We start from the raw sequence: 23688 nt of genomic DNA, 5'->3' as shown, positions 1-23688 counted from the left end.
GAGCGCGTTGCACGCCGAGCGTATGGGTTAGTTCCGGCTCCGAACGCTGCCGCTGCTGTTGGTATCCGAGCTCACGTCTGACGGGCTACCGTAGTAGCTCACCGAGCCGCTCGAGGTAGCCTTGGCGCGGAGCGAGCGGGCTACGTTGACAATGATGTCGGCGCTGCTGCTGACGTCCGCCTCGCCCGACTGCGTCTTGAGCTTACCGGCATCGATGCGGCTGGAGCTGCTGGCATCGCCCTCGAATTCCTCCGCTTCGCCCTCCAGTACCAGGGTGGCCGAGGAGCTAGCGTCCGTAGAGACGGACTGTCCCACGAAGGCCAGGGTGGCGGTAGCCGAGCTGCTTACGTCGACCTCCAGCTCATCGCCGTGAAAGGTATTGGTGCCGGTCACCGTGGAGCTGCTGGAGGCCTTGAGGTACTCCAGGCGGGGCAGGGTGATGTAGACGTTGATGGGTTCGGTAGACTTAAAGTTGGCCTCCGATACGTAGCCTACTTCCAGGCGGTCGCCCTTCACTTCGGTCTTGACGAACTCCTGCAGGTTGCTCTCCGCTTCTACGCGGATGTTGAAGGGGCCTTCGGCGAGTTCAACGTTCATGGAGCAGCAGGCACTTACGCCAGTGAAGCCGTCGATATTGCGGGTTTGGGTGGTGACGTCGCCGTTGCCCCGCACGCGCTCGCCCTTGCGGCCCATCCAGCCATTGTTGACCTCCACCTGGGCGGAAAGGGTGAAGAAAAGGAGGAGCAGGGAGGTAGTAAGTATGGTTTTCATAGTAGATAGGTGTGTGTGTAGTTGATGTGTACGGGGTCAGAGACGAGGGGCTACCGGCCGGGTTGCACGCCGGTCACATCTTTCTTTGTACGGCGCTGTTTATGGCAGCATGTCAAGACTGTTTTACCTGCTGGCGGCGATGCTCGTACTGGACGCATACGCTTTTTCGGCCGTCAAGTCCTGGCTCAGCGCCTACACCCCCCGGACCCGTAAAATAGGGTATTTCCTCTACTGGGGCCTCAGCGTGCTGGCGATCGGTCTTACGCTACTGAACGTGCTTAAACTCAACGCGGACTGGCCCCACGGACTGCGTACCTACACCAACGCTAGCGTATTCATTCTGTACCTAAGTAAGGTCCCCGTAGTACTGTTTCTCCTCGGCGACGATCTGCGCCGTGCCGTCACCTGGCTCGTCAATAAGGTCAGCCCGGTCACCGACCGCGACACCAGCCGCTCCCGCTTTCTCAGCACGGCCGCCCTGGTCGCCGGCGGCGTACCCCTGGTCACCCTTACCTACGGCATGGTGCGCAACGCCTACCGCTACCGCCGCTTCGCCGTCGACGTGCCCGTACAGGACCTACCGGCCGGACTCGAGGGCCTCAAAATCGTACAGATCAGCGATATGCACTCCGGCAGCTGGACCCGCTCCAGTCCCCTCTACGACGCCGTCGAGATGATCAACCGGGAGGAGGGCGACGTGGTCGTCTTCACCGGCGACCTGGTCAACAACCGCGCCGAGGAGATGCTGCCCTACGTCGACATCTTCAAGGAGGTACGCGGCAAGTACGGCGTGTACAGCATCCTGGGCAACCACGACTACGGCGACTACGTAGACTGGGGCACCGACGCCGCCAAGGCCGCCAATATGGAGCAGCTCTACGCCATCCACGCCAGCCTGGGCTGGGATCTGCTGCGCGACGAGCACCGCAAGCTCGACATCAATGGCCACCGCCTGGCCCTCATCGGCATCGAAAACTGGTCGGCCGTCCTGCGCTTCCCCAAGTACGGCCATCTGGACGTTGCCGCCGCCGGCACCGAAGACTGCGACTGCAAGGTGCTGCTCAGTCACGACCCCACTAGCTGGGACGCGCTGGTGCGCCCGGACTACGCCGATATCGACCTCACCCTCAGCGGACACACCCACGGCTTCCAGTTCGGCATCGAGATCCCAGGCTTCAAGTGGTCGCCCTCCCAGTTCATCTACGAGCAGTGGGCGGGCCTGTACCGACAGGGCAAGCAGTCGCTGTACGTCAACCGCGGACTGGGCTTCCTGGGCTACCCCGGCCGCGTCGGTATCCTACCTGAAGTAACGGTGCTCACCCTCCGACGGGCCTAGCCAAAGGTCTAGGCTACCTCGATCCCACGACCCGCTTCCAGAATTTCGTACCAGTCCTGCCGCTCCAGCTGCAGGTCCAGGGCACGTACCGCACGCGTCAGCCGCTCCTTTTTCGTGGTACCGAGCACCGGCAGTGGTGTGGTGGGATGCTGGCGGCACCAGGCGATGAGGATCACGTCTTCCTCCACGCCGTACTTCGCCGCCACGTCGCGCACCTTCTCGCGTAGCCGCAGTACGCTGGTGCCCTCGCCGCTGAAGTAGTCACTCCCCCCCAGCGGACTCCACACCATGGGCCGTATCCCCGCCCGCTGACACTGATCGTAGGTACCGTCGAAGAGCGGATCCGGATGCAGGGGGTTGCATTCTACCTGATTGGTCACCAGCTCCACGTGGTCTTGCAGTAGCGCAAACTGGCTCGGCGTAAAGTTGCTCACCCCGAAGTGGCGCACCTTGCCCGCCTGCCGCAGCTCCGTGAACGCCCTGGCGATCTCCGTCGGTTGCATCAGGGGGTCCGGACGGTGCAGCAGCAGTACGTCCAGGTAGTCGGTCCGCAGGTTGCGCAAGCTCCGCTCGACCGATTCGATGATGTGGGCGTAGCTGCTATCGTAGTGCTTCACGCGGGTGTCGGGCCGGCGGCTGGTCTTCAGCTGAATGCCGCACTTCGTCACCAGCTGCATCCGGGCGCGGTCGCCGGTGCCGAGCTGAGCCAGGGCTGCCCCGAAGCCCTCTTCGGTACTGTAATTGCCGTAGATATCCGCGTGGTCGAAGGTGGTGATACCTAGTTCCAGGCAGTGCCGGATCAGGTCGGCCTGAGCCGCGGCGCCGTAGTCGGCTCCCCACTCGCCCCAGGTCATGGTGCCGGCTACGAGTTCGGAGAATTGGGGGGTGCCGGGGCTAGGGCGTTGGTCACTGTCGTTCATAGGCGTAATTTTACGACAACCCCCTGACATGAAATACCTGCACCTCGTCGTCGCCCTCCTCTTTGCCCTGTTCGCCTACTGGCAGTTGAACGATCCCGACTGGCCCGCCTGGGTGGGTATGTACGGCTCGGTCGCCCTGGTGGCCGCCTGGTGGGCGCTGGGCCGCCCGCCCCGCCTGCTGATCTTCCTGGCCCTGGGGGTGGCCGTAGTCTGGATGAGTACCCTGATCCCCGACCTAGTCACCTGGATCGGTGAGGGCATGCCCACCATTGCCGGACAGATGACCGCCGAATCTCCCCACATCGAGCTCACCCGCGAGTTTTTTGGTCTGTTCATCAGCAGCGCTACCCTGGGGGGCTACGCCTACAACTCCCGGAAGTAAGCCGGACTGACCGGCACCGTCGCCTCCGTACCCCGCAGCCGCAGCCGCAGTCCCTGCGCGTCGGCCGAGGCGGCTACGATCTGCCGGGGATCGACCAGGTAATCCGCATGACAGCGCACTACCCCCTGCTGCCGCAATTCTCGATCAGTCTGCTCGATGGACTGCGCCATCTCACGGGTCGTACCGCCGGTCAGGTGTAGGGTCACGGAGTTCGGGGTGCTGCGCCGTCCGAAGACCACGCCTTCCGTGGCAGGTTCCGCACCGGCGGCCCCGCCCAGTGCGCCTACCTGGATGCGGCTGGCGGTGCGTTGGTGCTCCTGCTCGGCGCGTAACTGCAGGGCGACGCCGCTAAAGATGATGGGCAGCAGCCCTACCACTACGGTAGGTAGCGTGATGTAGAGGAGTACGCGCAGGTTGAGGACCGACCAATCTACGGTGGCATTGTAGACTAGAAAGCAGGCGCAGGAGACGAGGAAGAGCAATACGGCCTGATCGAGGGTCCAGCGGAGGAGCGTCCAGCGAGGGCCGGTACGCACTACGCCCAGGCGGTCGGTGACGAAACTATACGCCACGGCTACTGCGAAGACGACCAGTCCGTAGGCCAGCGAGCGGGGCAGATCGAAGAGGAAGATCCAGAGGGCCAGCAGCACGAACACCGCCGTGCGGGCGTGCCCGATGACGATGCCGCGCCCGAAGCTGCGCTCGGGGAAGGGCCGGGAAAAGGGGTTGCGGCTCAGCATCAGACCGTGCTGGAGCTGAACAGGCGGTAGATGTCCATGCCCCGCCGGTAGAGGGGGTCCAGCTGCTCGGGGGGCAGCAGTACGCCGCGCTTGTACAGGATGAGGTAGTAGCCGATACCCTCCAGGCTCCAGCCCTTATTGAGGGTGAAGTAGTTGAGTACGTCCTCGGTGAAGTGATGGCGGATGTAGTCCTCGTCGTCGCCGGTCAGGCGGTACTGTCCGCTGAACTTTGGGAAGCGAACGAAGTCGATATCGTGCATCCCGAGCAGCTCGCCGAGCTTATGCAGGATGGTCTCGGGCTGCAGGCGCAGGACGGGCAGGCCGAGCTGCTGACTTTCCAGGAACAGGACGGTCTGCCGGGAAGTATGGCGGGTGCCGTAGTCGTAGTAGCTGTAGTCGAACAGCGCCACGTCGTGCTCCAGCAGGCCGTGCTGCTTGCGCAGGACGTTGGTGATGGTACGGCTACCGCCCTGGGCGGTGAGGCGGAAGTCGCGCAGCTTGGCATGCAGCCCCATCTCGTCACCGGTGGTGAACTGGTAGCCGCGGGCGGCAGCTAGGTTGCGGAGACTGTTTTCGCGGTAGTCCATGGCCCAATATAGAAAATGCCCCCTTCCGTGGGGAAGGGGGCATTCAATTTTGCGGTAACGGGGATGACGGCTTACTGACCGTTGTTGAACATACCGGTTTCGCCGGCGGGTACGGCATCGGGCTGGGCGGGCTTTTCGAGTACTTCCCCCATGATGGTGAGTACGATGGGCTCATCGCTCACGTTGGTCGTCAGGGTCACGCGCTTGCGGAACTTACCGAGCCGGTCGGTGGCGTAGCGCACCTTTACCTCGCCGGACTCGCCGGGTGCCACGGGGGCCTTGCTGTAGCTGGGTACGGTACAGCCGCAGGAGCCGACGGCATTGGTGATGATCAGGGGGGCGTCGCCCGTATTGGTGAAGGTGAAGACGCGGTAGGGATCGGCGTTTTGCTCGATGGTACCGTAGTCAATCTCGGTGCTTTCGAAGGTCATCGCGGTAGGCGCGGTGGCCTCTGCGGTAGCTTCGGGCATGGCGGTCACCTGGGCGGTGAGGGAGACCGAGAGGGCGGATAGCAGAACGAGAAGGGAGAATATGCGCTTCATGTGCGGTTGATTTGCGTGCGGGTGTAAAAGTAGGGGTATAACGTCGCTTGCGGGCAAAAGATGATAAGTGAACCGGCCGGCGGTGTTAACGTGATGTAAAAAGTTTGCTCCGCACGCTTGTGTAGTTCGCGCGGCTACGCGTATCTTTGCCACCGCTTAAACGGCTACGGGGGATTAGCTCAGCTGGCTAGAGCGCTTGCATGGCATGCAAGAGGTCACCGGTTCGACTCCGGTATTCTCCACCTACGACGCCTCCGGTACTTCACGTACCGGGGGCGTTCGTGCTTTATGGCCGTAGGCACACTAGACTATATGTAAGCGGGATCAGTCCGGCTAGCTCCTTGAGGTGCCAGCGCTGCGGGGTCACTTCTACCGCGTTCGGGAAGCAATCGTAGGGGCTGTAGTCGTACTCCCGGAAGTGCTGTAGTTGCAGCCCCTGGTCCAGAAGCGCCGTGATGACCGCGCTGACGGGATGGTCCCAGCTCACCATCGTACCGCTCACCGTTTCACTCCGATCGGTGTAGCTCCCGCTTACCTCTTCCACGATAGCTTCCCTACTGAAGTACGGATACTGGATGGCCGTACGCTCTTCATTCCACAACCAGACGAAGGGGTGAAACTCTACGAATACGAACTGTCCGCCGGGGCGCAGGTAGCGCCCTACGATGGCCGCCCAGCGGTCGAGGTCTGGCAGCCAGCCGATGGTGCCGTAGCTAGTGTACACCAGGTCGAAGGGTTCGTCGAGGTGGTCCGGTAGACTGTACAGATTGCAGCAGATGAAGCGGGCCGCGAGGCCGGTCTGCCGGGCCAGGTCCTGTGCAGCAGCAATGGCAGCGTCACTCAGGTCAACTCCGGTAACTGTAGCTCCCCGGCGGGCCAGCGAGAGGGTATCCTGACCGAAGTGACACTGCAGGTGAAGGATGCGTAGGCCCGTCAGGTCGGGGGGCAGGAGGGCGAGCTCGATTTCCCGCAGACTCTCCTCACCCTTCAGCCAGCCGGCTACATCATAAAAGGCGCTGTGCAGGTGAGCGGCCGTGCGGGCATTCCAGTGCGCGCGGTTGTGCTGCAGGTAGTCGTCCATACCGGCAAAGTACGGAATGGCTTTACCAGCGCAGACTCAGCCCCAGTCCGTCGCCAGCCATGCCTACGCTCCAGCCGGGCTGCGTGGGGGATTTGTGCCACTGCGGGATCAGGATACCGAGGGCGGCACCCAGGGCGTAGCCGGCGGCGATGTCAGTGGGGAAGTGCTTGCCGGCCCGATACCGGGCGTAACCCGTGGCCAGCGGCACGATGGCCGCGCCGGCCCAGATCGCTGGCCGCCAGGGGCTGTCGGGGTACAGGTCGTGAAAGACCTTGGCGGTAAAGAAGCTCAGGGCGGCGGCATTGGAGGTATGGCCGGAGACGAAGGACTGACGCGCATCGCTACCCATCTTCGCCCCGCTATCGACCTGCTCGTTGAAGGTCAGGGGCCGGTCGCGGCGGATCAGTACCTTGGTCATCTTGGTGAAGCCGTCGTTGAGCAGCATGGTCTGGGCGAGCATCGTGGCTAGGACTAGGCCCTTGCGGCGACCGCGCCGGCTGATGGCCAGCGTGGCGGGCAGTAGCATGGCGCCGCGCAGTAGCTCGTCCGATAGTACGCGGGCTACATCACACTCATTGCGGGTAGCCCCGCGGTCCAGAAACCAGACCTTGTGCCGCCGCTGCCCGACCAGCTGATCGAGCGTCAGCGGCCGGATGCGCGATTCAAGCAGGTGGCTACCGACGCTGAGTCCGCCGCCCAGACTGAGTAGCGAGACTTCCCGCTTCCACTCCAGGGCGTAGGGAAATTCCTGCGCGCCCACGCCGAGCGTGAGGAGCAGTAAAACGAATATAAACAGGTTTCTTACGGACAGCATGCACTACGGTAGTTTAGGGCCAAGGCATGCTGGGTTGTTGGCTATGTCGCTCCAATGATACGCATTTATTCGGTGTTTATCCGGTCTGACGGGATAAACCGTACAGCAGTTGACACATTAAACCCACGGTATGCGACTCGCTTTTGGTGTTGCACCACTAAATATATAGTGATACGTTTACCGCCCATGACCCTAAAACGCCTGACCTACCGCAGCATCGCCGCCGCGATCAATGGGTTATCGTACCTGCACCCCCGCCTGGCCGGTCGCTCCGCCTTCCACCTGTTCGCTACCCCACCCCCACCGCACATCCGCCCCAAGGAGCAGGCCTTCCTGGATACAGCGCGCCGCAACGATCAGCCTAGCGGCGACCACCTGATCCCCGTCTACGAATGGGGACCGGAGGACGGCCCCGTGGTCTTCTGCGCCTACGGCTGGGGCTATAACGTGGGTCGCTGGCGCCACTTCGTACCCCGGCTGGTCGCGGCAGGCTACCGGGTGGTGGCCTTCGACCTGCCCGGACACGGGCACTGCGCGGGTAGTCGCCAGCTGACCTACTTACGGGCCGCGGAGGTGGAAATGGACCTCATCCGCTGGCTCGGCGGCACCGACCTGATCCTGGCCCACAGCTTCGGCGGCAGCTGCCTGGTCGAATCGCTCGCGCTGCTCCCCCCGCAGCTGCGGCCGCGCCGGATCTGCCTGCTGGCGATCGTGTCGGAGGTCCGCTGGTTGTTCGCCGGCTTCGTACGCTTCATGGGTCTGCGGGACGTAGTGTACCGGCAGATGCAGGCCCGCATCGAGCAGTTGTCCGGCCGGTCACTGGATGAGTTCGACGTAGCTACCGTAGCCGCGCAGTTACACGCCATCCCTACCCTGCTGGTGCACGATCCCGAGGATGCCGTCACGGCCTACCGCAACGCACGGCGCAACCACAGTCACTGGCGCGGGAGCTGGTTGTACAGTCCGGTCGGAGCGGGCCATCATCTGGGTACCGCGGAGGTGACGGCGGCGGTGCTAGACTGGCTCATCGAGGGGGCGGTGCCCGCCGGTGCGGTGCAGAATACCGGGGAGTTGCAGCCACTACCCGCAGTGGTGGATGCTGCGGCGATGGAGGTGAACGGGGTGACTGATTTTTATGCGTAGGTGGGGGCTCGGTCGAGGGCTTGCAACCCGAGCGTCCGGGCCGTGGAGATTAGGCTAGTGTGAAGTGTGGCTTCTTGCGCTACTCCGGTCGCCGCTGAAGCGGCTCTCGCGCTCGGAGAGCGCCTCGGGACTGCGCTGCCGGAGGCAGCATCTTACTACCACCCCGATAGCTATCGGGGGAGACCGCTGCGTACTGTCAACCCGCTTCGGCCTGCCGCGTTACTTTATCTTTTACTCCAACCTAACTAACTATGCCACTCCGACTCGGCGAAACCGCCCCCAACTTCAACGCCCAGACCACCGAGGGCGAGATCAATTTCTACGACTGGTCCGACGGTAAGTGGATCGTGCTGTACAGCCATCCCAGTGATTACACCCCGGTCTGTACTACGGAACTCGGCCGCACCGCCGCCCTGAAGGAGGACTTCGAGCAGCGCAACGCCAAGGTGATCGCCCTGAGTGTAGATGATCTGGACAGCCACATGGGCTGGGTCAAGGACATCGAAGACACGCAGAACGTGACGATGAACTTCCCCATCATCGCCGATGCCGACCGCAAAGTCGCCCAGGCCTACGACATGATCCACCCCGAGGCCGATGAGCTCTTTACGGTGCGCTCGGTGTTTATCATCGACCCCCAGCACAAGGTGCGGCTTACCCTGACCTACCCCCCTTCCACGGGACGCAACTTCCAGGAGATCCTGCGCGTGCTCGATTCCCTGCAGCTGACCGACAACTACAGCGTCGCCACCCCCGTAGACTGGAAGGACGGCGAGGACGTAGTCGTAAGCCCCAGCATCAAGACTGAAGACATACCCGATAAATTCCCCAAGGGCCACAAGGAGATTCGCTCGTACCTGCGCACCACTCCCCAGCCTAACCGGTAACACGCTTTGCGTGATAGTTCTGTAGTATTGTGGTACTGTAGTCGTGCCCCGTGCCCGCTACAGAACTACAGAACTACCTACTACAGAACTACCCCGAACCAACCCCAGATTATGTTTCCAAAGCACCTACTGCTACTAGTGTTCCTTTGCACCTGCGTACCCGCCCTCAGCCCCCTGTACGGACAGGAGGAAGAGAAAGAGGATAAAAAAGAAAAGAAGGACAAAGACGCCTACAAAGATCTGCTCAAGGACGCGCAGCGGCAGACGGGTCTGTTCAACGTGATCCAGAAGGAAGGGAAGACCTACTTCGAGTTGCCGACGGCCCTGCTGGAGGAGGAGATTCTGGTCGTGAGCCGCATCAGCGGGCATGTGAAGGGCCTCAACTTCGGTGGAGCGGGTATGCGTAGTAGGCCGCAGCAGGTGGTACGCTGGCAGCGGCACGGGGAGAAGGTGCTCCTGCGCAGCGTGAGCTACAATAGCGTGGCGAGCGAGGACCTGCCGGTCTACCAGTCGGTCAAGAACAACAATTTCGAGCCCATCGTGGCCGCCTTCGAGGTGCAAGCTTACGGGCCCGATAGTGCGACGGTGGTGGTGGACGTGACGCCCTTTTTTACCAACGACGAGCCGATGATCGGTGCGCTGGGAGACGAGGACCGTAAGAAGTTCGGCATTAAGGGATTGGATAAGGAGCGCAGTCTGATCATGTCGGTCAATGCCTTCCCCAGCAACGTAGAGGTACGGCACGTACTGACCTACCAGGGCGACGAGCTACCCGACAATGCCGTGACCGGTACCCTGAGCGTAGAGATGAACCAGAGCTTCATCCTGCTGCCCGCCGAGAAGATGATACCCCGGAAGTACGACCCCCGCGTGGGCTACTTCAGCATCCAGCAGACGAACTACGGTCTGGACGCCCAGCGCGCCGAGACCGAACGCTTCATCACCCGCTGGCGCCTGGAGCCGGTCGACATGGCCGCCTGGCAGCGCGGCGAACTGGTGGACGTCAAGAAGCCCATCGTGTACTACATCGATCCCGCCACCCCCGCCGAGTGGGCCCCCTACATCAAGCAGGGCGTGGACGATTGGCAGAAGGCCTTCGAGGCCATCGGCTTCAAGAACGCCATCATGGCCAAGGATGCACCGACAAAAGAAGAGAACCCCGACTGGAGCCCCGAGGACGTGCGCTACAGCGTGATCCGCTACGTGACTACCGAGATCCAGAACGCGATGGGCCCGCACGTACACGACCCCCGCACCGGCGAGATCCTGGAGAGCGACATCATCTGGTACCACAATGTGATGAACCTGCTGCGCAACTGGTACCTGATCCAGACCGCAGCGGTGAACCCCGCGGCCCGCACCCCCAAGTTCGAGCAGGAGGTGATGGGTAAGCTCGTGCGCTTCGTGGCCGCCCACGAGGTAGGACATACACTGGGACTGCCCCACAATATGGGGAGCAGTCCGGCCTACACCGTAGAGCAGTTGCGCACCCCTGGCTTTGTCCAGGAGAACGGCGTGGCGCCTAGCATCATGGACTATGCCCGCTTCAACTACGTAGCTCAGCCCGAAGACGTAGGTGTAGGTCTGGACCCTAAGATCGGGGTGTACGACTACTACGCGATCCGCTACGGCTACCTGCCCATCCCCCAGGGCAACGAAGACAGCGTACTCAACGCAATGGTGAAGGAAAAGGCGGACGACCCCGTCTACCGCTACGGCCGTCAGACGCGCAATGGCCACGATGCCAGTGCCCAGACCGAAGACATTGGCGACGATGCCGTACTGGCCTCTACCCTGGGCATCGCCAACCTAAAGCGGATCGTGCCCGAACTACAGGGGTGGACGGCCGAGGAGGGCGGTGACTTCGACGACCTGGAGGAGCTGTACGACAACGTCATCGGCCAGCTGCGCCGCTACGCCAATCACGTAGCCAGCAACGTAGGCTCGGTGTACGAGTGGCAGCGCACCAGCGACGAAAACAAGATCGTGTACAAAACCGTGGGCAAGGAGCAGCAACAGGCCGCCGTACAGTTCATCAATCAGCAGGTGTTCACCACCCCCCGGTGGCTGATCAACGAGGATATCCTGCAGCGCATCTCCGCCAGCGGCGTAGCTGCTAAGATCGCCGGACTACAGCAGAGTGCCCTCAATACGCTGATGAACACCGACCGCCTGAATCGCCTGGCCGAGCAGCGCGCCCGCGGCACCGAAGCTTACGGCGTGATGGACCTGATGAACGACACCCGCAGCGGCGTCTTCACGGACGTCAACTTCGAAACCACCTACGGCCGTACCCTACAGGCTGCCTACGTAGACGCGCTGACCGGTCTGCTGACTAATGAAGATGTCACCGCCGACGTACGGGCTGGCGCCCGCGCGAATTTGGACGCCATCGAGCAGCAGCTCACGACCGGACAATCGGCCGAGAACGCACTGGTGAACGGTCACCGCGCGGCGCTGGGTCAGCAGATCCGTGTAGCCCTGACCGGGCTAGAGGTGATGCGCGGCAAGTAAAACCCCCCGGGGTCGCAGGCGTTAACCCGGTAGTATTCCAAGTAATTCTTATGCCCGAGCACGGCGACCCCATCCTACTCCCCCCCGCCGAACTGGCGGACGCTACCCGCCGCGCCGAGGCCCTGATCCCCACGCCCTACGGGACGTTCCGGATGCTGGCCTATGCCGGAGACGCCGAAGACTACACCCCCCACCTGGCCCTGGTGCATCCGGATATGGACCCCAGCGGCGAAGTCATTGTACGTCTGCACTCCGAGTGCATTACGGGTGATCTGTTCGGCAGCAAGCGCTGCGACTGCGGCGAGCAGCTCGATCGGGCCATGAAGGTCGCCGCTGCCGGCCGGGGCATTGTAGTATACCTGCGCCAGGAAGGTCGCGGCATCGGCATCATCAACAAGCTCAAGGCCTACCAACTGCAGGACCAGGGCATGGACACCATCGAAGCCAACCTCCACTTAGGTCTGGAGGTAGATGCACGCCACTACGGCATCGCCCAGGGCATCCTGCAGGACCTGGGTATCGGTAAGATCCAGCTACTGACCAACAACCCCCTCAAAGTAGACTCCTTCGACGACGGACCCATCGAAGTGGTGCGGCGACTGCCCATCATCGTCGACCCGGGCAAGGAGAACCTGCAGTACCTGCGCACCAAGGCCCTGGATATGGGCCACTGGCTGGGATGATGCATCCGGTAAAGGTGTATATCTATGGCTTGCGCAGTCTGAGTGGCACAGATAGCAGCAGTATACACATCTAACAGGACAGGGCAATTGGGGGAGGCATATTTCTGGAATAAGGTCGGTTATACACGCTATTAGCGATCGTCAAGCACGGTCGCATCTAGGGTTAGGTGCATGGGTCAGCGAAGTAGTGGCACGGGCTAAGGGCGCGGGGTCGCCACTACCAACGAAGTTATGGTAGAGGATGGCCGAACAAATCGGAGCGCCCCATCGCTAAACCGAGTACACGCTAAAAACTACATATGGCCCTCACCACGCTCACCAAAACACTTCACCGCAACTGGGACAACCTCGTCGACCGCCTCCGCTGGGGCCACGACAAACCCATCGACGTAGCCAACTACATCGGCTTCGGACGGCCCGATTACCTCTACCTCACCGGCCGGGTCTTGCGCGACCGCGGTATCGGCCGCGACGAACGCGATCAGCTGTTTCATAACCTGGTCAACAACTTTAAGCGGTTCAACAGTCGTGAGATCGACGATGCAGAAGTGGAGATCACCTGGGGCAACGAAGTGTTCAAGCGTACGACGGACAGCGAAGGCTACTTCCATATTGAGCATAGGTGCGAGCCCGATAACGCGCCGCACTTCGACGATCTGCTCTGGCAGGAAGCATCGGTGCGGGTAGTACGTACCCCCCTCAATGGAAGGGTCGACCACCTCAGCCACTCCGACGTGATCGTACCCCGCGAAGCCGAGTTCGGCATCATTAGCGACATCGACGACACCATCCTGAAAACTGACGTGACCAGCCGCTTCAAACTGAAGACCATGGTGCACACCCTGCTCAAGAACGCTGGTAACCGCCACGCCTTCGAGGGAGTAAGTGACTTCTACGAGGCGCTACAGGGCGGGCCCGACGCGAAGGGCTCTAACCCCTTCTTCTACGTCTCCAACAGCCCCTGGAACCTCTACGACCTACTGCTAGATTTCCTACACCTCAACCACCTCCCCCGCGGCCCGGTGCTGCTGCGCGACTTCGGACTGCCGGCCGAAGACACCGTACAATCCTACCAAACCCATAAGGCCGATATGGTCGATAAGATCCTGTCTACCTACCCCCACCTCCCCTTCATCCTCCTGGGCGACAGCGGCGAACACGACACGGACATCTACCTGGAAGCCGCCAAGAATAACCCCGACCGCATCCTCTGTATCTACATCCGCGACGTACAGCACGAAAAGCGCGCGCAGCGCATCGAAGACCTGATCGAGGATATCAGTACCATTAATGTAAAACTCGTTAGCAGCTACGAAGAGGCCGCGGAGCATGCCCGGGCTAATGGGTGGATCGTGTAGTTTTAAACACAGATTACACGAATTGGGGCACGGATTAAGCACAGATTATTTGTTGTACCAGGCGGCACGCCCTATACTCTGTGAAGTAATCCGTGCAAAGAATCCGCGTAATCCGTGTTTAACCTAAAACCCAACCAGCTCCACCACAGCTTCCACCACGTCCATCACCTGCGGCTTACTTTCGTAGTTGCCATCGTCGGCATAGGCGGGGCGGTGTACGGCGGCCGTGAGCGTGCGCACCGGGGCGTCCAGGTACTGGAATCCGCCCTGGGTTTCGATGATCTGCCGCTCGATGTAGGCCGAGGTAGCTCCGGGGGCGTCCTCATCCACGATCAGTAGGCGGTTGGTGTGCTTAAGGTGGTTGACGATGCGGTGCTCCAGGTCGAAGGGGAGCAGGGTCTGCACGTCGATGATCTCTACGCTGATCTCTGATTTTTCTAGTAGCTCAGCGGCCTCCAGACAAACGCGTACGCAGGCCCCGTAGGTGACCAGCGTGACGTCCGTCCCGCTACGCAACCGCTCGGGTACGCCTAGGGGTACGCGGAACTCCAGCAGGTTAGTAGGCTCCTTTTCGCGGAGCCGGTAGCCATTGAGTACTTCGATCACGATGGCCGGATCGTCGCCCTCCAGCAGCGTGTTGTACATGCCTGCCGCCTGTACCATATTGCGGGGAACGCAGAGGTGCATACCGCGCAGACTACCGATGAGGGGCGACAGGTAGGAACCGCTGTGCCAGACCCCCTCCAGGCGGTGGCCGCGGGTGCGGATGATGAGCGGACAGGCCTGCATGCCGTTCGTACGCCAGCGCAGCGTGGCTACGTCGTCGGTCAGCATCGGTAGGGCGTAGAAGATGTAATCCAGGTACTGGATCTCGGCGATGGGGCGCAGTCCGCGCATGGCCATACCCATGGCTTGACCCACGATGGTCCACTCCCGGATACCAGTGTCGAAGATGCGGTGCTTACCGAAGCGGTCCTGCAATCCGGCAAAACCCTGATTAACATCTCCGATCTCCCCAACGTCCTCCCCGAAGGCAAACAGTTCGGGCCGCTCGGCAAATTTGGCGTTGAAGTAATGCTGCAATATCTCATAGCCGGGTAGGGCCTTGGTAGTGTCCCCGTAGGCCGCAGCTATTCCACCCAGGCGCAGGGGGGAGCGGGGCGTATTGCTGAGCAGGTTACCGCCTACCGTAGCGGTGAGGTCCTGCTGGGCATCGCGCAGCCAGTCGCGTAGCTGGTCGGGAAAGTCTGCGCCCGACTGGAAACGTAAACGGCGCACGGCATCGATGAGCTCCGAGACGGGCAGGTTGTCACCGGTGATTTCCTTCGCCAGGGCGGTGAGTTCGGGGCTGCGCTGCCCCTCGGCGGGCAGTAGGGCGAGCAGTGCGTCACGGCGTGCCTGCCGGGGTACAGTGAGTTGTTCCCAGGCGCGGCGGCGGGCGGCGGCGATCTCCTTCTTAGCGCGGCGGTCTAGCTCGTCTAGCTCCGCGGCATCAGCTATACCGGCACCCAGTAGGTAGTGGCGGAACTGTAGCAGACAGTCCCAGGTCTTTTCCCACTCCAGGCGTTCGGCCGGCTTATAGCGCTCGTGGCTGCCACTGGTGCTGTGTCCGTTGGGCTGGGTTAGTTCGCTGACGTGTACCAGGGCCGTCCGGTGCAGCTCACGTACCCGCTTAGCTACCCGGGGGTAGAGCTCTACCAGGGCGGGATAGTCCCAACCCTTGACGGCGTAGATCTCGATACCGTTGCTGTCTTCTTCGTAAGTCAATCCGGCCAGTGCCTTGCTGATGCTACCCTTGGTGGTCTGTAGTTCTACGGGTACGGAGATGCCATAGCCGTCATCCACCACCGTGCAGAGCATGGGTACGCCCGTTACACCGGCCGCATTCATGGTCTCCCAGAACACCCCCTCGGAGGTGGAGGCATCGCCGATCTCGGTCCAGGCGATCTCGTTGCCATTGGTGCTTAGTCCTGCAGTGGGCAGCTCCCCCTGCTGCTGCCGGAACACCTTACTGGCGAAGGCTAGCCCGAGGCCGCGCGCCATTTGTCCGGCCGTGGGCGAGGTGGCGCTGCTCAGGTTGAAGCGCTCCGTCGTATCGATCCACTCGCCGTTTTCATCGATGGTGCGGCTGGCGTAGTGCCCACCCATTTGCCGGCCGCCACTGAAGGCGTCGTGGGCTGGATCGGAGTACAACTGGGCCAGCAATTGCTCGGGGGTGGCCAGATCCAGGGCCAGGAGAAGGGTGTGGCCGCGGTAGTAGTCTGCGCGCCAGTCGCCGTTCTGAATGGCGCGGGCCATGGCGATCTGGTAGAGCTCCTTGCCGTCGTCGCTGACACCGAACTTGGCCCGGCCGCTAAGGACGTCCTTGCGGATAATATTGCTAAGCTCGCGGCTGAGCCGACAGATGTAGTAATCGTGCAGCGCACGTTCGTAGTCCGATTCCGGAATTTTTCGAAAATCGGCGGGTCGTAGTTCCGGTTCTTTTAAAGCCAAGACAATAGGTTTATAGCGCGGTGGTTAGTCGCTGGTTAGGGCTGTCAAGATAGGCCTTTTTTACCGCCCGGGGCCGACCGACGGCAGGGGTGCGCGCGCCCGATTGGTGGTGGGGTTGCCGGGGGCAGGTGCGGCGGATTGCCAGGAGAGCAGCTCGGCCTGCTGTGGGTCCATACGCAAGTAGGTGTAGGCGTTGAGCCACTCCCCGAGGTTGATGTAGCGGGCTTTGTTGTCGGAAAGCGTGTAGTCAATGGGCAGGTGGCGGTGGCCGAAGATACAGTAGGCTAAGTCCGGATATTCGCGCAGTTTGCGCTCGCTGTAGGCCACCAGCCACTCGCGGTCCGGCCCCAGGAACACCTCTCTGGACGGCTGGCTTTCGCGGCTCTTGCTACTGAAGTACATGGCTAGCTGCACGGCCAGGTTGGGATGCAAGCGGCCGTAGAGCCACCTGGCCCAGGGTGCGTTGATGACTTTTTTCAGCCGCTTGTAGCCCCGATCTCCGGGTCCTAGCCCGTCACCGTGCCCGATAAGGACTCGCCGGCCGTAGATCTCGTGGATCACCGGTTCGCGGTACAGGGTAACGCCCGTTTCCTGCTCCAGATAGTCGTGCATCCACATGTCGTGGTTGCCGGTGAATACGTACACCAGTAGGCCCCGGTCGGTCAGTTCGGCCAGCTTACCCAGGAAGCGTACGTAGCCGCGCGGCACCGCCTGCTGCCACTCGAACCAGAACTCGAAGAGGTCTCCGACCAGGTAGATGGCGTCCGCCCCCTCGGCCACACAGTGATCGAGCCAGGCTACCAGCTTGCGTTCCCGCACCAGACTCGTGTCGCGGGCATCGGTCCCAAGGTGAAAATCGGAGGCGAAGAAGGTCGGCATAGGCAGCACAAAGAAACGGCTTAGCCCGCAGTCACCGCAGCGGCAGGTAGGTAGCCGGTAGCCCCTCCCCCATCCGCTGACTCATCCGAAAGGCCTGCCCCGTCTCCCTGATCGTCTCCGCAAGGGGGATGTAGTCGTGGCCGGTAACGGCAGGATAGTGACTCCCGTCGTAGCGGAATACCGCCTGTGCATTGCGGTGGGTCGCCTGGGTGATGAGGGGTGTGCCATCGGTCACCTTTGCCCGTAGGTGCTCCAGGGGCCAGAGCATGGCTGACTGCCAGGCCGCCAGGCCGTAGCGCGGCGGCGTCCCCCCTACGCTACCGGCAATGGCCGCGAGTACCTCCCGCCAGCTGCTGTTTTCGGCAGACAGTAAGAAGCGCTCCCTATCTACGTCACGATCCAGCAGCGAGAGGATGCCGTAGGCCACGTCGCGCACGTCGACGAAGCCAGCCGTGCCCCCGGGGTACAGGCTGGCACCATCCGCGGCGCGTCGCCATAGGGAGGGGGTGTTCGATCCGTTCCAGTCACCGGCACCGAGTACGGTAGACGGATAGGCGGCCGCGACCGATAGTCCCTCGGCCTGCCCGCGCCAGGCCTCACGCTCCGCGGCAAACTTCGAGCGGGCGTAGGGGGTATTGGGCTCTTCCAGGGGCCAGTGGTCGGCCAGTCCGGTAATGGGTCCGCCATCTACACGTTGTAGCGCGGCTACGGAACTGAGGTAGACCAGCCGCCGGGTACCCGCCTCTAACATCATATTGACCACATTGGCCGTGCCCTCCGCGTTGACCCTCATCAGCCGGTCTTCATCGCCGGATTGAAAGGACACCAGGGCGGCCGCGTGAATGACCGTGTCTATCCCGTTCAGCGCGTCGTACACGCTCTCGGGGTCGTTCACATCACCCTCAACCAGGGTACACCACTCTCCCAGTTCACGGAGTATGGCGGTGTCGGAGGTAGTCCGCACCAGGGCCCGAAAGGGTCGGCCAGCTGCTGCCAGGGCATGGGAGAGGTAGTACCCGATGAAGCCGGTCGCGCCGGTGAGCAGGAGCTTAGGCGGCATGCAGGGCGCCGTTGATGGTGTCGTGGCGTGCTCCGGTAGCGGAGGCCAGACTGTTGGGCAAGCCCTGCTGCCGCAGCAGAGCACAGAGCGCGATCAGGGCTGCTTCTTTGTAGTCGCCGGCCAGCCCGTCGGCTACCGCGACGCGCATCGGCTGGAGCGCCGCAGTAAGTTGATCGACGAGGAACGTATTGCGGGCCCCGCCTCCGCTCACCAGCAATTGCTGCGCACCGGCGGCCGCGCCCGCACTTACTTGTAGCAGGTCGTGGGCGATCGTACGGGCCAACCAGGTGGTAAATGTGTGGAGCCGGTCCGGCACGGACGCCTGGGTGTCACGTACAAGCGGCCAGAGCTGCTGCACGACCCACTGGTTGCTGAGCGACTTGGGGTAGGGCTGCCGGTGGTACGGCAGGGTGTCGAGGGAATCTGCTAGCTGCGGTAGCCAGTTTCCACTGCGGGCCAATGCGCCACCTGCATCGTAGGCCAGACCCCGTTCGGCGGCCAGCCGGTCCAGGATTTGACAGCAGCCGGTCACGTCGCCGGCGACGAACTGATCGCCGGCCGTACGAATGCTGAAGTTGGCGATGCCCCCTAGGTTGAGGAAGGCCTGGTGGGTAGGAAAGAGGTAGCGATCGGCTACGGGGGCGAGGGGTGCGCCCTGTCCGCCCGCCGCGATATCGGCACTGCGCAGCTCAGTGACTACGGGCAGCTGTAGCTGGCGGGCGATGTGTGCCCCGTCACCCAGCTGGATGGAATAGCCCTGGGCTGGATCATGATGGGTCGTGTGGCCGTGACAGCCCACGAGGGTAGGGCGTAGCTCAGGATGTTGGGTCAGGAAGGTAGCGGCCTGCTGGCCGATATAGGTACCCAGCGCAGCATGTAGCTCGCAGGTCTGGGGAGTGGTAAGTGTGGTAGCCTGCCGTAGCCGCTCCTTCCACTCAGGGGGGTAGGCAATGGTAGTGGCGGCGTCGATAGACCAGTCGGCAATATGCAGCGGTGGGCGGGCGGCAAGCGTGAAGCTGCAGCAGGCCAGATCGAGTCCGTCGAGGGAGCTGCCCGACATGATGCCGAGCACAGTATACCGGACGGGACGCACCGGCCGGACTACTTCAGGTTTTCGTTGAACGACATGGTGTACTTGGCCATGGCCTCGATCTCGTCGGCGTCGAGGATCTCCCCGAAGGCGGTCATAACGCCATTCTCACTGCCGTTGGTGATGATGTTGATGCGGTAGTCCAGGCTGGAGGTAGCCTCCTGTAGGTTGGCCGCGCCATTGGTGCCCATATCACCGTACAGGCCGTGGCAGGCGATACAGCGGATCTTCCAGATTTTTTTGGCGTCGATATCCTTAGCCTCAGCTACGGCGGGGGTGGTGCCGGGGGCTTCGGAGGCGGTGGCTTCTTCTCCGCCGCCGCAGGCAGCCAGGATGATAGCGAATACAAAGAGGGGGATGAGCCTTTTCATGATCGGAGGGTCTTTTGCCGGATATGTACCGGTCGGAAAGGTAAGTTAAGGGGTTGGTAAGTAGAAACGCCAGGGGGCCGCAATGTTGTAAAATCGTGCTGCGGGAAACTTTTTGGCCCCGGCCCTTCGCTAGCTTCGGTCTACAACGTATCTTTGCGGGCCGTAAGCGCAACTGCGCCAAAGTTATATCGTATGGAAACCATCAAAGTAAGCGGCGAGCTCCGCGAGACCGTAGGCAAAAAGTCATCTAAGGAATTGCGTCGTGCAGGACTCGTCCCCGCCGTAGTTTACGGTATCGGCGGCCCGAAGCACTTCACCGTCAAGGCCCTGGATCTGCGGGACCTGATCTACACCCCCAACTTCAAGCTGGCCGAGGTGAGCGTAGGCGGCGATACCTACCGGTCCATCGTCAAGGACTACCAGTTCCACCCCGTCACGGACGAGCTGCGCCACATCGACTTCCTGGCCCTGGAAGACGGCCGCAGCATCAAGGTACAGGTACCCGTCACCTTCAAGGGCACCAGCCCGGGCGTACGCGGTGGTGGTAAGCTGCAAGTCTCGGTCCGCCGGATCAAGATCAAAACCACCCCGGAGCACCTGGTCGACAACCTAACCCTCGACATCAGCGAGCTCGAGCTCGGCGACAGCATCCGGGTACGCGACATCGCGCCCATGGAAGGCGTCGAGATCATGAACCCGGGTGGACAGCCCGTCGCTACGGTAGAAGTACCCCGCGCCCTGCGTTCCGCCGCTACGGCCGAGAAGAAGGCTACGGAGCAGGAGGCCAAGGTGGCCGCCAAAGCGCCCGCTACCGAGGAGGCTTAGACAACTATTCGCTCCCCCAGGGAGCCATTCAGCCAGGGCTGGTATCCACGCGGGTGCCGGCCCTGGTTCGTTTATCCCCTTAAGCTGGTATACTCAGGATCATGATAAACACAATTTGTTTTATTCATCTGCGTAGCTTACTTTTGGTTTCTTACTGCGTGCCACTCCGATGAAAAAGCAAAAAGTAAACCGGAAGTATAACTTCCCGGACGCCGACCTCTACCAGATGGCCATGGACGCGATCCGCCTGGCCAAGCGCGACCTCGAGCACTTCAAGGCCGGCTACGAGTACGACTCCCACCGCCTGAAGGGCTTCCACGACCGCTGCCAACGCTTCGTGGGTATGCCGGACGACGACGAGCTGCTCGGCGACCAGATGGTCGTCACCGACAAGAAGTACGAAGCGGCGGAAAAACTGCAGCACGCCATCCGCTCCGTCATGACCCGCGTGCGCATGGCCTTCAGCAACCGCACGGGCCGCTACCGCAAGTTCGGCACCGCCAAAATGGGTGATATGACCGACGCCCAGCTGCTGTTCTGCGGCCGCCGCGTCATCCGCGTAGCCCGCGCGCAGTGGGATTTCCTGGCCGATACCGGTCTCAACGAGACTCACCTCGAACGCCTCGCCCAGGCCTGCAAGGCCTTCGAGCTGTCCATGAACATCCAGCAGGATAAGGTCGCCGACCGCGACATCAGCGTAGAATCCCGCATCGATCTCGGCAACCTGATCTACGACGAGCTCATCAAGGTCTGCGACATCGGCAAGGACATCTGGGCCGAAACCGACCGCGCCAAGTACGACGCCTACTGCATCTACGACAGCAATATGGAGCAGAAGCGGATCGCCAAGGGCAGCTAGGCCTACCTTTAGGCATGAGCAGCCACCTACTGATCGTACTGAGCTGGCTCACCGGCAGCACGGCATTCTACTACCTGACGGTCCGGCGCGGCAGCCTGACCGGGCCGGGCGCACTGGCCGCACTGGCCCTCGGCACCCTGGTCGCTACACGGGTAGGTCCGGCCTGGCTCCTCCCCCTCTTCGTTTTCTTCCTCAGCAGTGTAGTGATCGGTCGCCTACTACCCGTTGCAGCAGATGCCGGGGATAGCAAGGACAAGCAGCCCCGCGACCTGGTGCAGGTGCTCTGCAACGGTGGAGTCTACGGCCTCATCGCCCTGCTCGATCTGCACCCCGCCCTGCTGCTCGTGAGCATGGCCGTGGCCACCTCCGATACCTGGGCCAGCGAGCTAGGCAAGTACCTACGCCGCCCCACCTACGATGTACTACAGTGGCGGCGCGTACCCCCGGGCCTGAGCGGCGGCGTAAGTACGGGCGGTACCCTGGGCGGGGCCGCCGGTGCCATGCTCATAGCGGGGCTCGGTTACTGCCTCCTTCCCGACTACGGTGCAGCTATGCTGATCCAGGTCGCCGGCCTCGGATTTATGGGGATGTTGCTGGATTCGATCCTAGGAGCGACCCTGCAGGCCCGGTACCGCGATCCGGTCACCGGAGCGCTCAGTGATGTACAGCATCCGGGTAGCACCCTGTACTCGGGCTACCACTGGGTCACCAACGACCTGGTCAACGTACTGGCTATCGCACTGATGGTAGGCGCGGCGCTGACTACCTTCACGCCCTAAACCCGGCACCCCCCATGGACGCAGCGAAAACCCTACTTGTAATCCTCGACGGCTGGGGACTCGGCACCCGCCCCGAAGCCGACGCCCTGGCACTCGCGCACACCCCCACCTTCGACCGCATTTACCGGGATAATCCTCACGCCACCTTAGTGACCTACGGAGAGGAGGTGGGTTTGCCGGACGGACAAATGGGCAACTCCGAAGTAGGTCACCTCAATATCGGGGCCGGCCGGGTTGTGTACCAGAGCTTCGCTCGCATCAACAAGGCGATCCGGGAAGGAGAGCTGCAGCAATTGGAGAAGCTACAGGCTGCCCTCCACTACGCCCGTGAGCACGATAAGGCCTTCCACCTGATGGGACTGGTCAGCGACGGCGGCGTACACAGCCACATCAACCACCTGCTCCGGCTCACGGACATCGCCACCGCCGCGGGCAACGAAAAGGTGTACATCCACGCCTTTACCGACGGACGCGACGTAGCCCCCACCTCCGGCAAGGGCTACCTCGCTACCCTACTCGACCACATTGCCGACCAACCCACTAAACTAGCTACCGTCACCGGGCGCTTCTACGGCATGGACCGCGACACCCGTTGGGAACGCATCGCGGAGGCCTACCACGCCATGGTCAACGGGCGGGGGGAACGCAGCAGGGACGTACTGACCACCGTACAGTCGCACTACGATGCAGGTACGACGGACGAGTTTCTGCACCCCATCATCCTGACGGACGAGCAGGATCAGCCCGTAGCCAAGATTCAGCCCGGCGACGTGGCCCTCTGCTTCAACTTTCGTACCGACCGCCCCCGCCAGATCACCCGGGCCCTGACGCAGGAGGACTTTCCGGAGCAGGGGATGCACAAGCTCCCCGGGCTGCGGTACATCTGTCTCACGCAGTACGACGAGAAGTACCGTGACGTAGACGTGCTATTCACCCCCGACGACCTTACCAAAACGATAGGTCAGGTTGTCAGTGAAGCCGGTAAGACGCAGGTGCGCATCGCTGAGACCGAGAAGTACGCCCACGTCACCTTCTTCTTCAGCGGCGGTCAGGAGGATACCTTCCCCGGGGAGCGCCGCATCCTGATCGACAGTCCGCGCGACGTAGAGACCTACGACGAGAAGCCCGAAATGAGCGCCTACGGCGTAACCGCTGCCATCATCGAAGACATCAAGACCAATGCGCCGGACTTCATCTGCCTCAACTACGCCAATACGGATATGGTCGGCCATACCGGCATCCTGTCGGCGGCCATCCGCGCCGCCGAGGTTGTAGACGAGTGTCTGGGTCGCCTGCTGGACACCGCCCGCCAGCACGGCTACCATACCCTGGTCATCGCCGATCACGGCAACTCGGATGTGATGATGAATGCGGACGGCAGCGTGAATACGGCCCACACCACTAATCCGGTGCCCGTAGTCTATGTAGGTCCGGCAGAAGCAGAGATCAGCCTGCGCACCGATGGGAAGCTGGGAGATGTAGCGCCTACCCTGCTGCAGTTAATGGGCATAGCTGCTCCACGGGAAATGACGGGGCTCAGTTTGCTGGCCGACGCAACGGACCGGTAGCTTAAC

The 23688-nt window shown here is 62.0% G+C and carries 23 protein-coding genes and 1 tRNA gene; 12 read left to right on the top strand and 12 right to left on the bottom strand.

The features are described 5' to 3' along the window. Positions 1-27: 27 nt before the first annotated feature. Positions 28-771: a head GIN domain-containing protein gene (locus tag MJQ68_RS13440; protein WP_238751643.1), complete on the bottom strand. Its 744-nt coding sequence runs from the start codon at positions 769-771 to the stop codon at positions 28-30. 109 nt (positions 772-880) lie between these two features. On the opposite strand from MJQ68_RS13440, the gene MJQ68_RS13435 reads away from it, so the two are divergent. Continuing rightward, entirely contained in the window at positions 881-2107 is a 1227-nt protein-coding gene (locus tag MJQ68_RS13435; protein ID WP_238751642.1) for a metallophosphoesterase, read from the top strand. Between the two features lie 8 nt (positions 2108-2115). Here the strand turns inward: MJQ68_RS13435 and MJQ68_RS13430 are convergent, their stop codons facing one another. Then, positions 2116-3027: an aldo/keto reductase gene (locus MJQ68_RS13430; protein WP_238751641.1), complete on the bottom strand. Its 912-nt coding sequence runs from the start codon at positions 3025-3027 to the stop codon at positions 2116-2118. A gap of 28 nt (positions 3028-3055) precedes the next feature. Here MJQ68_RS13430 and MJQ68_RS13425 point away from each other — a divergent pair, with 28 nt between their 5' ends. After that, a complete protein-coding gene (locus tag MJQ68_RS13425) occupies positions 3056-3409 on the top strand; it encodes a transmembrane 220 family protein (RefSeq protein ID WP_238751640.1) in 354 nt (117 codons plus the stop codon). Here MJQ68_RS13425 and MJQ68_RS13420 read toward each other — a convergent pair. The 3 genes from MJQ68_RS13420 to MJQ68_RS13410 all read right to left on the bottom strand — a co-directional run bounded on the left by MJQ68_RS13420 (position 3391) and on the right by MJQ68_RS13410 (position 5278). Further along, entirely contained in the window at positions 3391-4149 is a 759-nt protein-coding gene (locus tag MJQ68_RS13420; RefSeq protein WP_238751639.1) for a LytTR family transcriptional regulator DNA-binding domain-containing protein, read from the bottom strand. The two genes, MJQ68_RS13425 and MJQ68_RS13420, sit on opposite strands and share 19 nt — an antisense overlap. Beyond that, positions 4149-4736, bottom strand: a complete 588-nt coding sequence (locus tag MJQ68_RS13415; protein ID WP_238751638.1) for a hypothetical protein — start codon at positions 4734-4736, stop codon at positions 4149-4151. Before MJQ68_RS13415 ends, MJQ68_RS13420 begins: the two co-directional genes overlap by 1 nt. A gap of 71 nt (positions 4737-4807) precedes the next feature. Next, positions 4808-5278, bottom strand: a complete 471-nt coding sequence (locus tag MJQ68_RS13410) for a DUF1573 domain-containing protein (RefSeq protein WP_238751637.1) — start codon at positions 5276-5278, stop codon at positions 4808-4810. Positions 5279-5446: 168 nt separating this feature from the next. Between MJQ68_RS13410 and MJQ68_RS13405 the strand changes: the two genes are divergently transcribed. Next, a tRNA-Ala gene (locus MJQ68_RS13405) sits at positions 5447-5520 on the top strand. A gap of 44 nt (positions 5521-5564) precedes the next feature. Here MJQ68_RS13405 and MJQ68_RS13400 read toward each other — a convergent pair. Together MJQ68_RS13400 and MJQ68_RS13395 are read right to left on the bottom strand one after the other, a co-directional pair. After that, positions 5565-6359 carry a class I SAM-dependent methyltransferase gene (locus MJQ68_RS13400; RefSeq protein WP_238751635.1) on the bottom strand — a complete coding sequence of 265 codons (795 nt, stop codon included), beginning with the start codon at positions 6357-6359 and terminating at the stop codon, positions 5565-5567. Between the two features lie 22 nt (positions 6360-6381). Beyond that, complete coding sequence (locus MJQ68_RS13395; RefSeq protein ID WP_238751634.1) at positions 6382-7173, bottom strand: phosphatase PAP2 family protein; 792 nt, start codon at positions 7171-7173, stop codon at positions 6382-6384. Positions 7174-7359: 186 nt separating this feature from the next. On the opposite strand from MJQ68_RS13395, the gene MJQ68_RS13390 reads away from it, so the two are divergent. The 5 genes from MJQ68_RS13390 to MJQ68_RS13370 all read left to right on the top strand — a co-directional run bounded on the left by MJQ68_RS13390 (position 7360) and on the right by MJQ68_RS13370 (position 13758). Beyond that, positions 7360-8316 carry an alpha/beta fold hydrolase gene (locus MJQ68_RS13390; RefSeq protein ID WP_238751633.1) on the top strand — a complete coding sequence of 319 codons (957 nt, stop codon included), beginning with the start codon at positions 7360-7362 and terminating at the stop codon, positions 8314-8316. Between the two features lie 251 nt (positions 8317-8567). Further along, positions 8568-9203: a peroxiredoxin gene (locus MJQ68_RS13385; RefSeq protein WP_238751632.1), complete on the top strand. Its 636-nt coding sequence runs from the start codon at positions 8568-8570 to the stop codon at positions 9201-9203. Positions 9204-9314: 111 nt separating this feature from the next. Continuing rightward, entirely contained in the window at positions 9315-11717 is a 2403-nt protein-coding gene (locus MJQ68_RS13380) for a zinc-dependent metalloprotease (protein WP_238751630.1), read from the top strand. 50 nt (positions 11718-11767) lie between these two features. Beyond that, positions 11768-12400: a GTP cyclohydrolase II gene (gene ribA, locus MJQ68_RS13375; RefSeq protein ID WP_238751629.1), complete on the top strand. Its 633-nt coding sequence runs from the start codon at positions 11768-11770 to the stop codon at positions 12398-12400. A 299-nt stretch (positions 12401-12699) separates the two neighbouring features. Further along, the gene (locus MJQ68_RS13370) at positions 12700-13758 is read left to right on the top strand and encodes an App1 family protein (protein ID WP_238751627.1); all 1059 of its coding nucleotides are present in this window, start codon (positions 12700-12702) and stop codon (positions 13756-13758) included. A gap of 123 nt (positions 13759-13881) precedes the next feature. Here the strand turns inward: MJQ68_RS13370 and MJQ68_RS13365 are convergent, their stop codons facing one another. Genes MJQ68_RS13365 through MJQ68_RS13345 form a run of 5 tightly spaced genes read right to left on the bottom strand, consistent with a single transcriptional unit; the run spans position 13882 to position 19651 of the window. After that, positions 13882-16251 (bottom strand): alpha-ketoacid dehydrogenase subunit alpha/beta, encoded by a 2370-nt coding sequence (locus tag MJQ68_RS13365; RefSeq protein WP_238751625.1) that lies wholly within the window; start codon positions 16249-16251, stop codon positions 13882-13884. A 60-nt stretch (positions 16252-16311) separates the two neighbouring features. Continuing rightward, a complete protein-coding gene (locus MJQ68_RS13360; protein WP_238751624.1) occupies positions 16312-17130 on the bottom strand; it encodes a UDP-2,3-diacylglucosamine diphosphatase in 819 nt (272 codons plus the stop codon). Between the two features lie 31 nt (positions 17131-17161). Continuing rightward, entirely contained in the window at positions 17162-18190 is a 1029-nt protein-coding gene (locus MJQ68_RS13355) for an NAD-dependent epimerase/dehydratase family protein (protein WP_238751623.1), read from the bottom strand. Further along, the gene (locus MJQ68_RS13350; RefSeq protein ID WP_238751622.1) at positions 18180-19250 is read right to left on the bottom strand and encodes an anhydro-N-acetylmuramic acid kinase; all 1071 of its coding nucleotides are present in this window, start codon (positions 19248-19250) and stop codon (positions 18180-18182) included. Before MJQ68_RS13350 ends, MJQ68_RS13355 begins: the two co-directional genes overlap by 11 nt. Before the next feature lie 41 nt (positions 19251-19291). After that, positions 19292-19651 (bottom strand): c-type cytochrome, encoded by a 360-nt coding sequence (locus tag MJQ68_RS13345; protein ID WP_238751621.1) that lies wholly within the window; start codon positions 19649-19651, stop codon positions 19292-19294. A gap of 192 nt (positions 19652-19843) precedes the next feature. Here MJQ68_RS13345 and MJQ68_RS13340 point away from each other — a divergent pair, with 192 nt between their 5' ends. The 4 genes from MJQ68_RS13340 (at position 19844) to gpmI (ending at position 23682) form a co-directional block, all read left to right on the top strand. Beyond that, on the top strand, positions 19844-20476 hold the full coding sequence (locus tag MJQ68_RS13340; protein WP_238751620.1) for a 50S ribosomal protein L25: 633 nt from the start codon (positions 19844-19846) through the stop codon (positions 20474-20476). 169 nt (positions 20477-20645) lie between these two features. After that, positions 20646-21335, top strand: coding sequence for a hypothetical protein (locus MJQ68_RS13335; RefSeq protein WP_238751619.1), 690 nt, complete (start codon positions 20646-20648; stop codon positions 21333-21335). A gap of 14 nt (positions 21336-21349) precedes the next feature. Further along, positions 21350-22114, top strand: a complete 765-nt coding sequence (locus tag MJQ68_RS13330; protein WP_238751618.1) for a DUF92 domain-containing protein — start codon at positions 21350-21352, stop codon at positions 22112-22114. A gap of 14 nt (positions 22115-22128) precedes the next feature. Next, a complete protein-coding gene (gene gpmI / locus MJQ68_RS13325; protein ID WP_238751617.1) occupies positions 22129-23682 on the top strand; it encodes a 2,3-bisphosphoglycerate-independent phosphoglycerate mutase in 1554 nt (517 codons plus the stop codon). Positions 23683-23688 lie beyond the last annotated feature (6 nt).

The organism is Neolewinella maritima (assembly GCF_923081025.1).
In the GTDB taxonomy this organism is placed as follows: Bacteria; Bacteroidota; Bacteroidia; order Chitinophagales; family Saprospiraceae; genus Neolewinella; species Neolewinella maritima.
The sequence above is the reverse complement of the archived record's forward strand: the minus strand, read 5'-3'. Positions and strand labels throughout refer to the sequence as shown.

What these genes read in the sequence shown, in the direction of transcription:
- MJQ68_RS13355 (WP_238751623.1), bottom strand. Translation starts at nt 18,190, where the DNA reads ATGCCGCCTAAGCTCCTGCTCACCGGCGCGACCGGCTTCATCGGGTAC.
- MJQ68_RS13340 (WP_238751620.1), top strand. Translation starts at nt 19,844, where the DNA reads ATGGAAACCATCAAAGTAAGCGGCGAGCTCCGCGAGACCGTAGGCAAA.
- MJQ68_RS13350 (WP_238751622.1), bottom strand. Translation starts at nt 19,250, where the DNA reads ATGTCGGGCAGCTCCCTCGACGGACTCGATCTGGCCTGCTGCAGCTTC.
- MJQ68_RS13395 (WP_238751634.1), bottom strand. Translation starts at nt 7,173, where the DNA reads ATGCTGTCCGTAAGAAACCTGTTTATATTCGTTTTACTGCTCCTCACG.
- MJQ68_RS13380 (WP_238751630.1), top strand. Translation starts at nt 9,315, where the DNA reads ATGTTTCCAAAGCACCTACTGCTACTAGTGTTCCTTTGCACCTGCGTA.
- MJQ68_RS13400 (WP_238751635.1), bottom strand. Translation starts at nt 6,359, where the DNA reads ATGGACGACTACCTGCAGCACAACCGCGCGCACTGGAATGCCCGCACG.
- MJQ68_RS13425 (WP_238751640.1), top strand. Translation starts at nt 3,056, where the DNA reads ATGAAATACCTGCACCTCGTCGTCGCCCTCCTCTTTGCCCTGTTCGCC.
- MJQ68_RS13360 (WP_238751624.1), bottom strand. Translation starts at nt 17,130, where the DNA reads ATGCCGACCTTCTTCGCCTCCGATTTTCACCTTGGGACCGATGCCCGC.
- MJQ68_RS13345 (WP_238751621.1), bottom strand. Translation starts at nt 19,651, where the DNA reads ATGAAAAGGCTCATCCCCCTCTTTGTATTCGCTATCATCCTGGCTGCC.
- MJQ68_RS13440 (WP_238751643.1), bottom strand. Translation starts at nt 771, where the DNA reads ATGAAAACCATACTTACTACCTCCCTGCTCCTCCTTTTCTTCACCCTT.
- MJQ68_RS13370 (WP_238751627.1), top strand. Translation starts at nt 12,700, where the DNA reads ATGGCCCTCACCACGCTCACCAAAACACTTCACCGCAACTGGGACAAC.
- gpmI (WP_238751617.1), top strand. Translation starts at nt 22,129, where the DNA reads ATGGACGCAGCGAAAACCCTACTTGTAATCCTCGACGGCTGGGGACTC.
- MJQ68_RS13385 (WP_238751632.1), top strand. Translation starts at nt 8,568, where the DNA reads ATGCCACTCCGACTCGGCGAAACCGCCCCCAACTTCAACGCCCAGACC.
- MJQ68_RS13390 (WP_238751633.1), top strand. Translation starts at nt 7,360, where the DNA reads ATGACCCTAAAACGCCTGACCTACCGCAGCATCGCCGCCGCGATCAAT.
- ribA (WP_238751629.1), top strand. Translation starts at nt 11,768, where the DNA reads ATGCCCGAGCACGGCGACCCCATCCTACTCCCCCCCGCCGAACTGGCG.
- MJQ68_RS13330 (WP_238751618.1), top strand. Translation starts at nt 21,350, where the DNA reads ATGAGCAGCCACCTACTGATCGTACTGAGCTGGCTCACCGGCAGCACG.
- MJQ68_RS13415 (WP_238751638.1), bottom strand. Translation starts at nt 4,736, where the DNA reads ATGGACTACCGCGAAAACAGTCTCCGCAACCTAGCTGCCGCCCGCGGC.
- MJQ68_RS13420 (WP_238751639.1), bottom strand. Translation starts at nt 4,149, where the DNA reads ATGCTGAGCCGCAACCCCTTTTCCCGGCCCTTCCCCGAGCGCAGCTTC.
- MJQ68_RS13435 (WP_238751642.1), top strand. Translation starts at nt 881, where the DNA reads ATGTCAAGACTGTTTTACCTGCTGGCGGCGATGCTCGTACTGGACGCA.
- MJQ68_RS13410 (WP_238751637.1), bottom strand. Translation starts at nt 5,278, where the DNA reads ATGAAGCGCATATTCTCCCTTCTCGTTCTGCTATCCGCCCTCTCGGTC.
- MJQ68_RS13430 (WP_238751641.1), bottom strand. Translation starts at nt 3,027, where the DNA reads ATGAACGACAGTGACCAACGCCCTAGCCCCGGCACCCCCCAATTCTCC.
- MJQ68_RS13335 (WP_238751619.1), top strand. Translation starts at nt 20,646, where the DNA reads ATGAAAAAGCAAAAAGTAAACCGGAAGTATAACTTCCCGGACGCCGAC.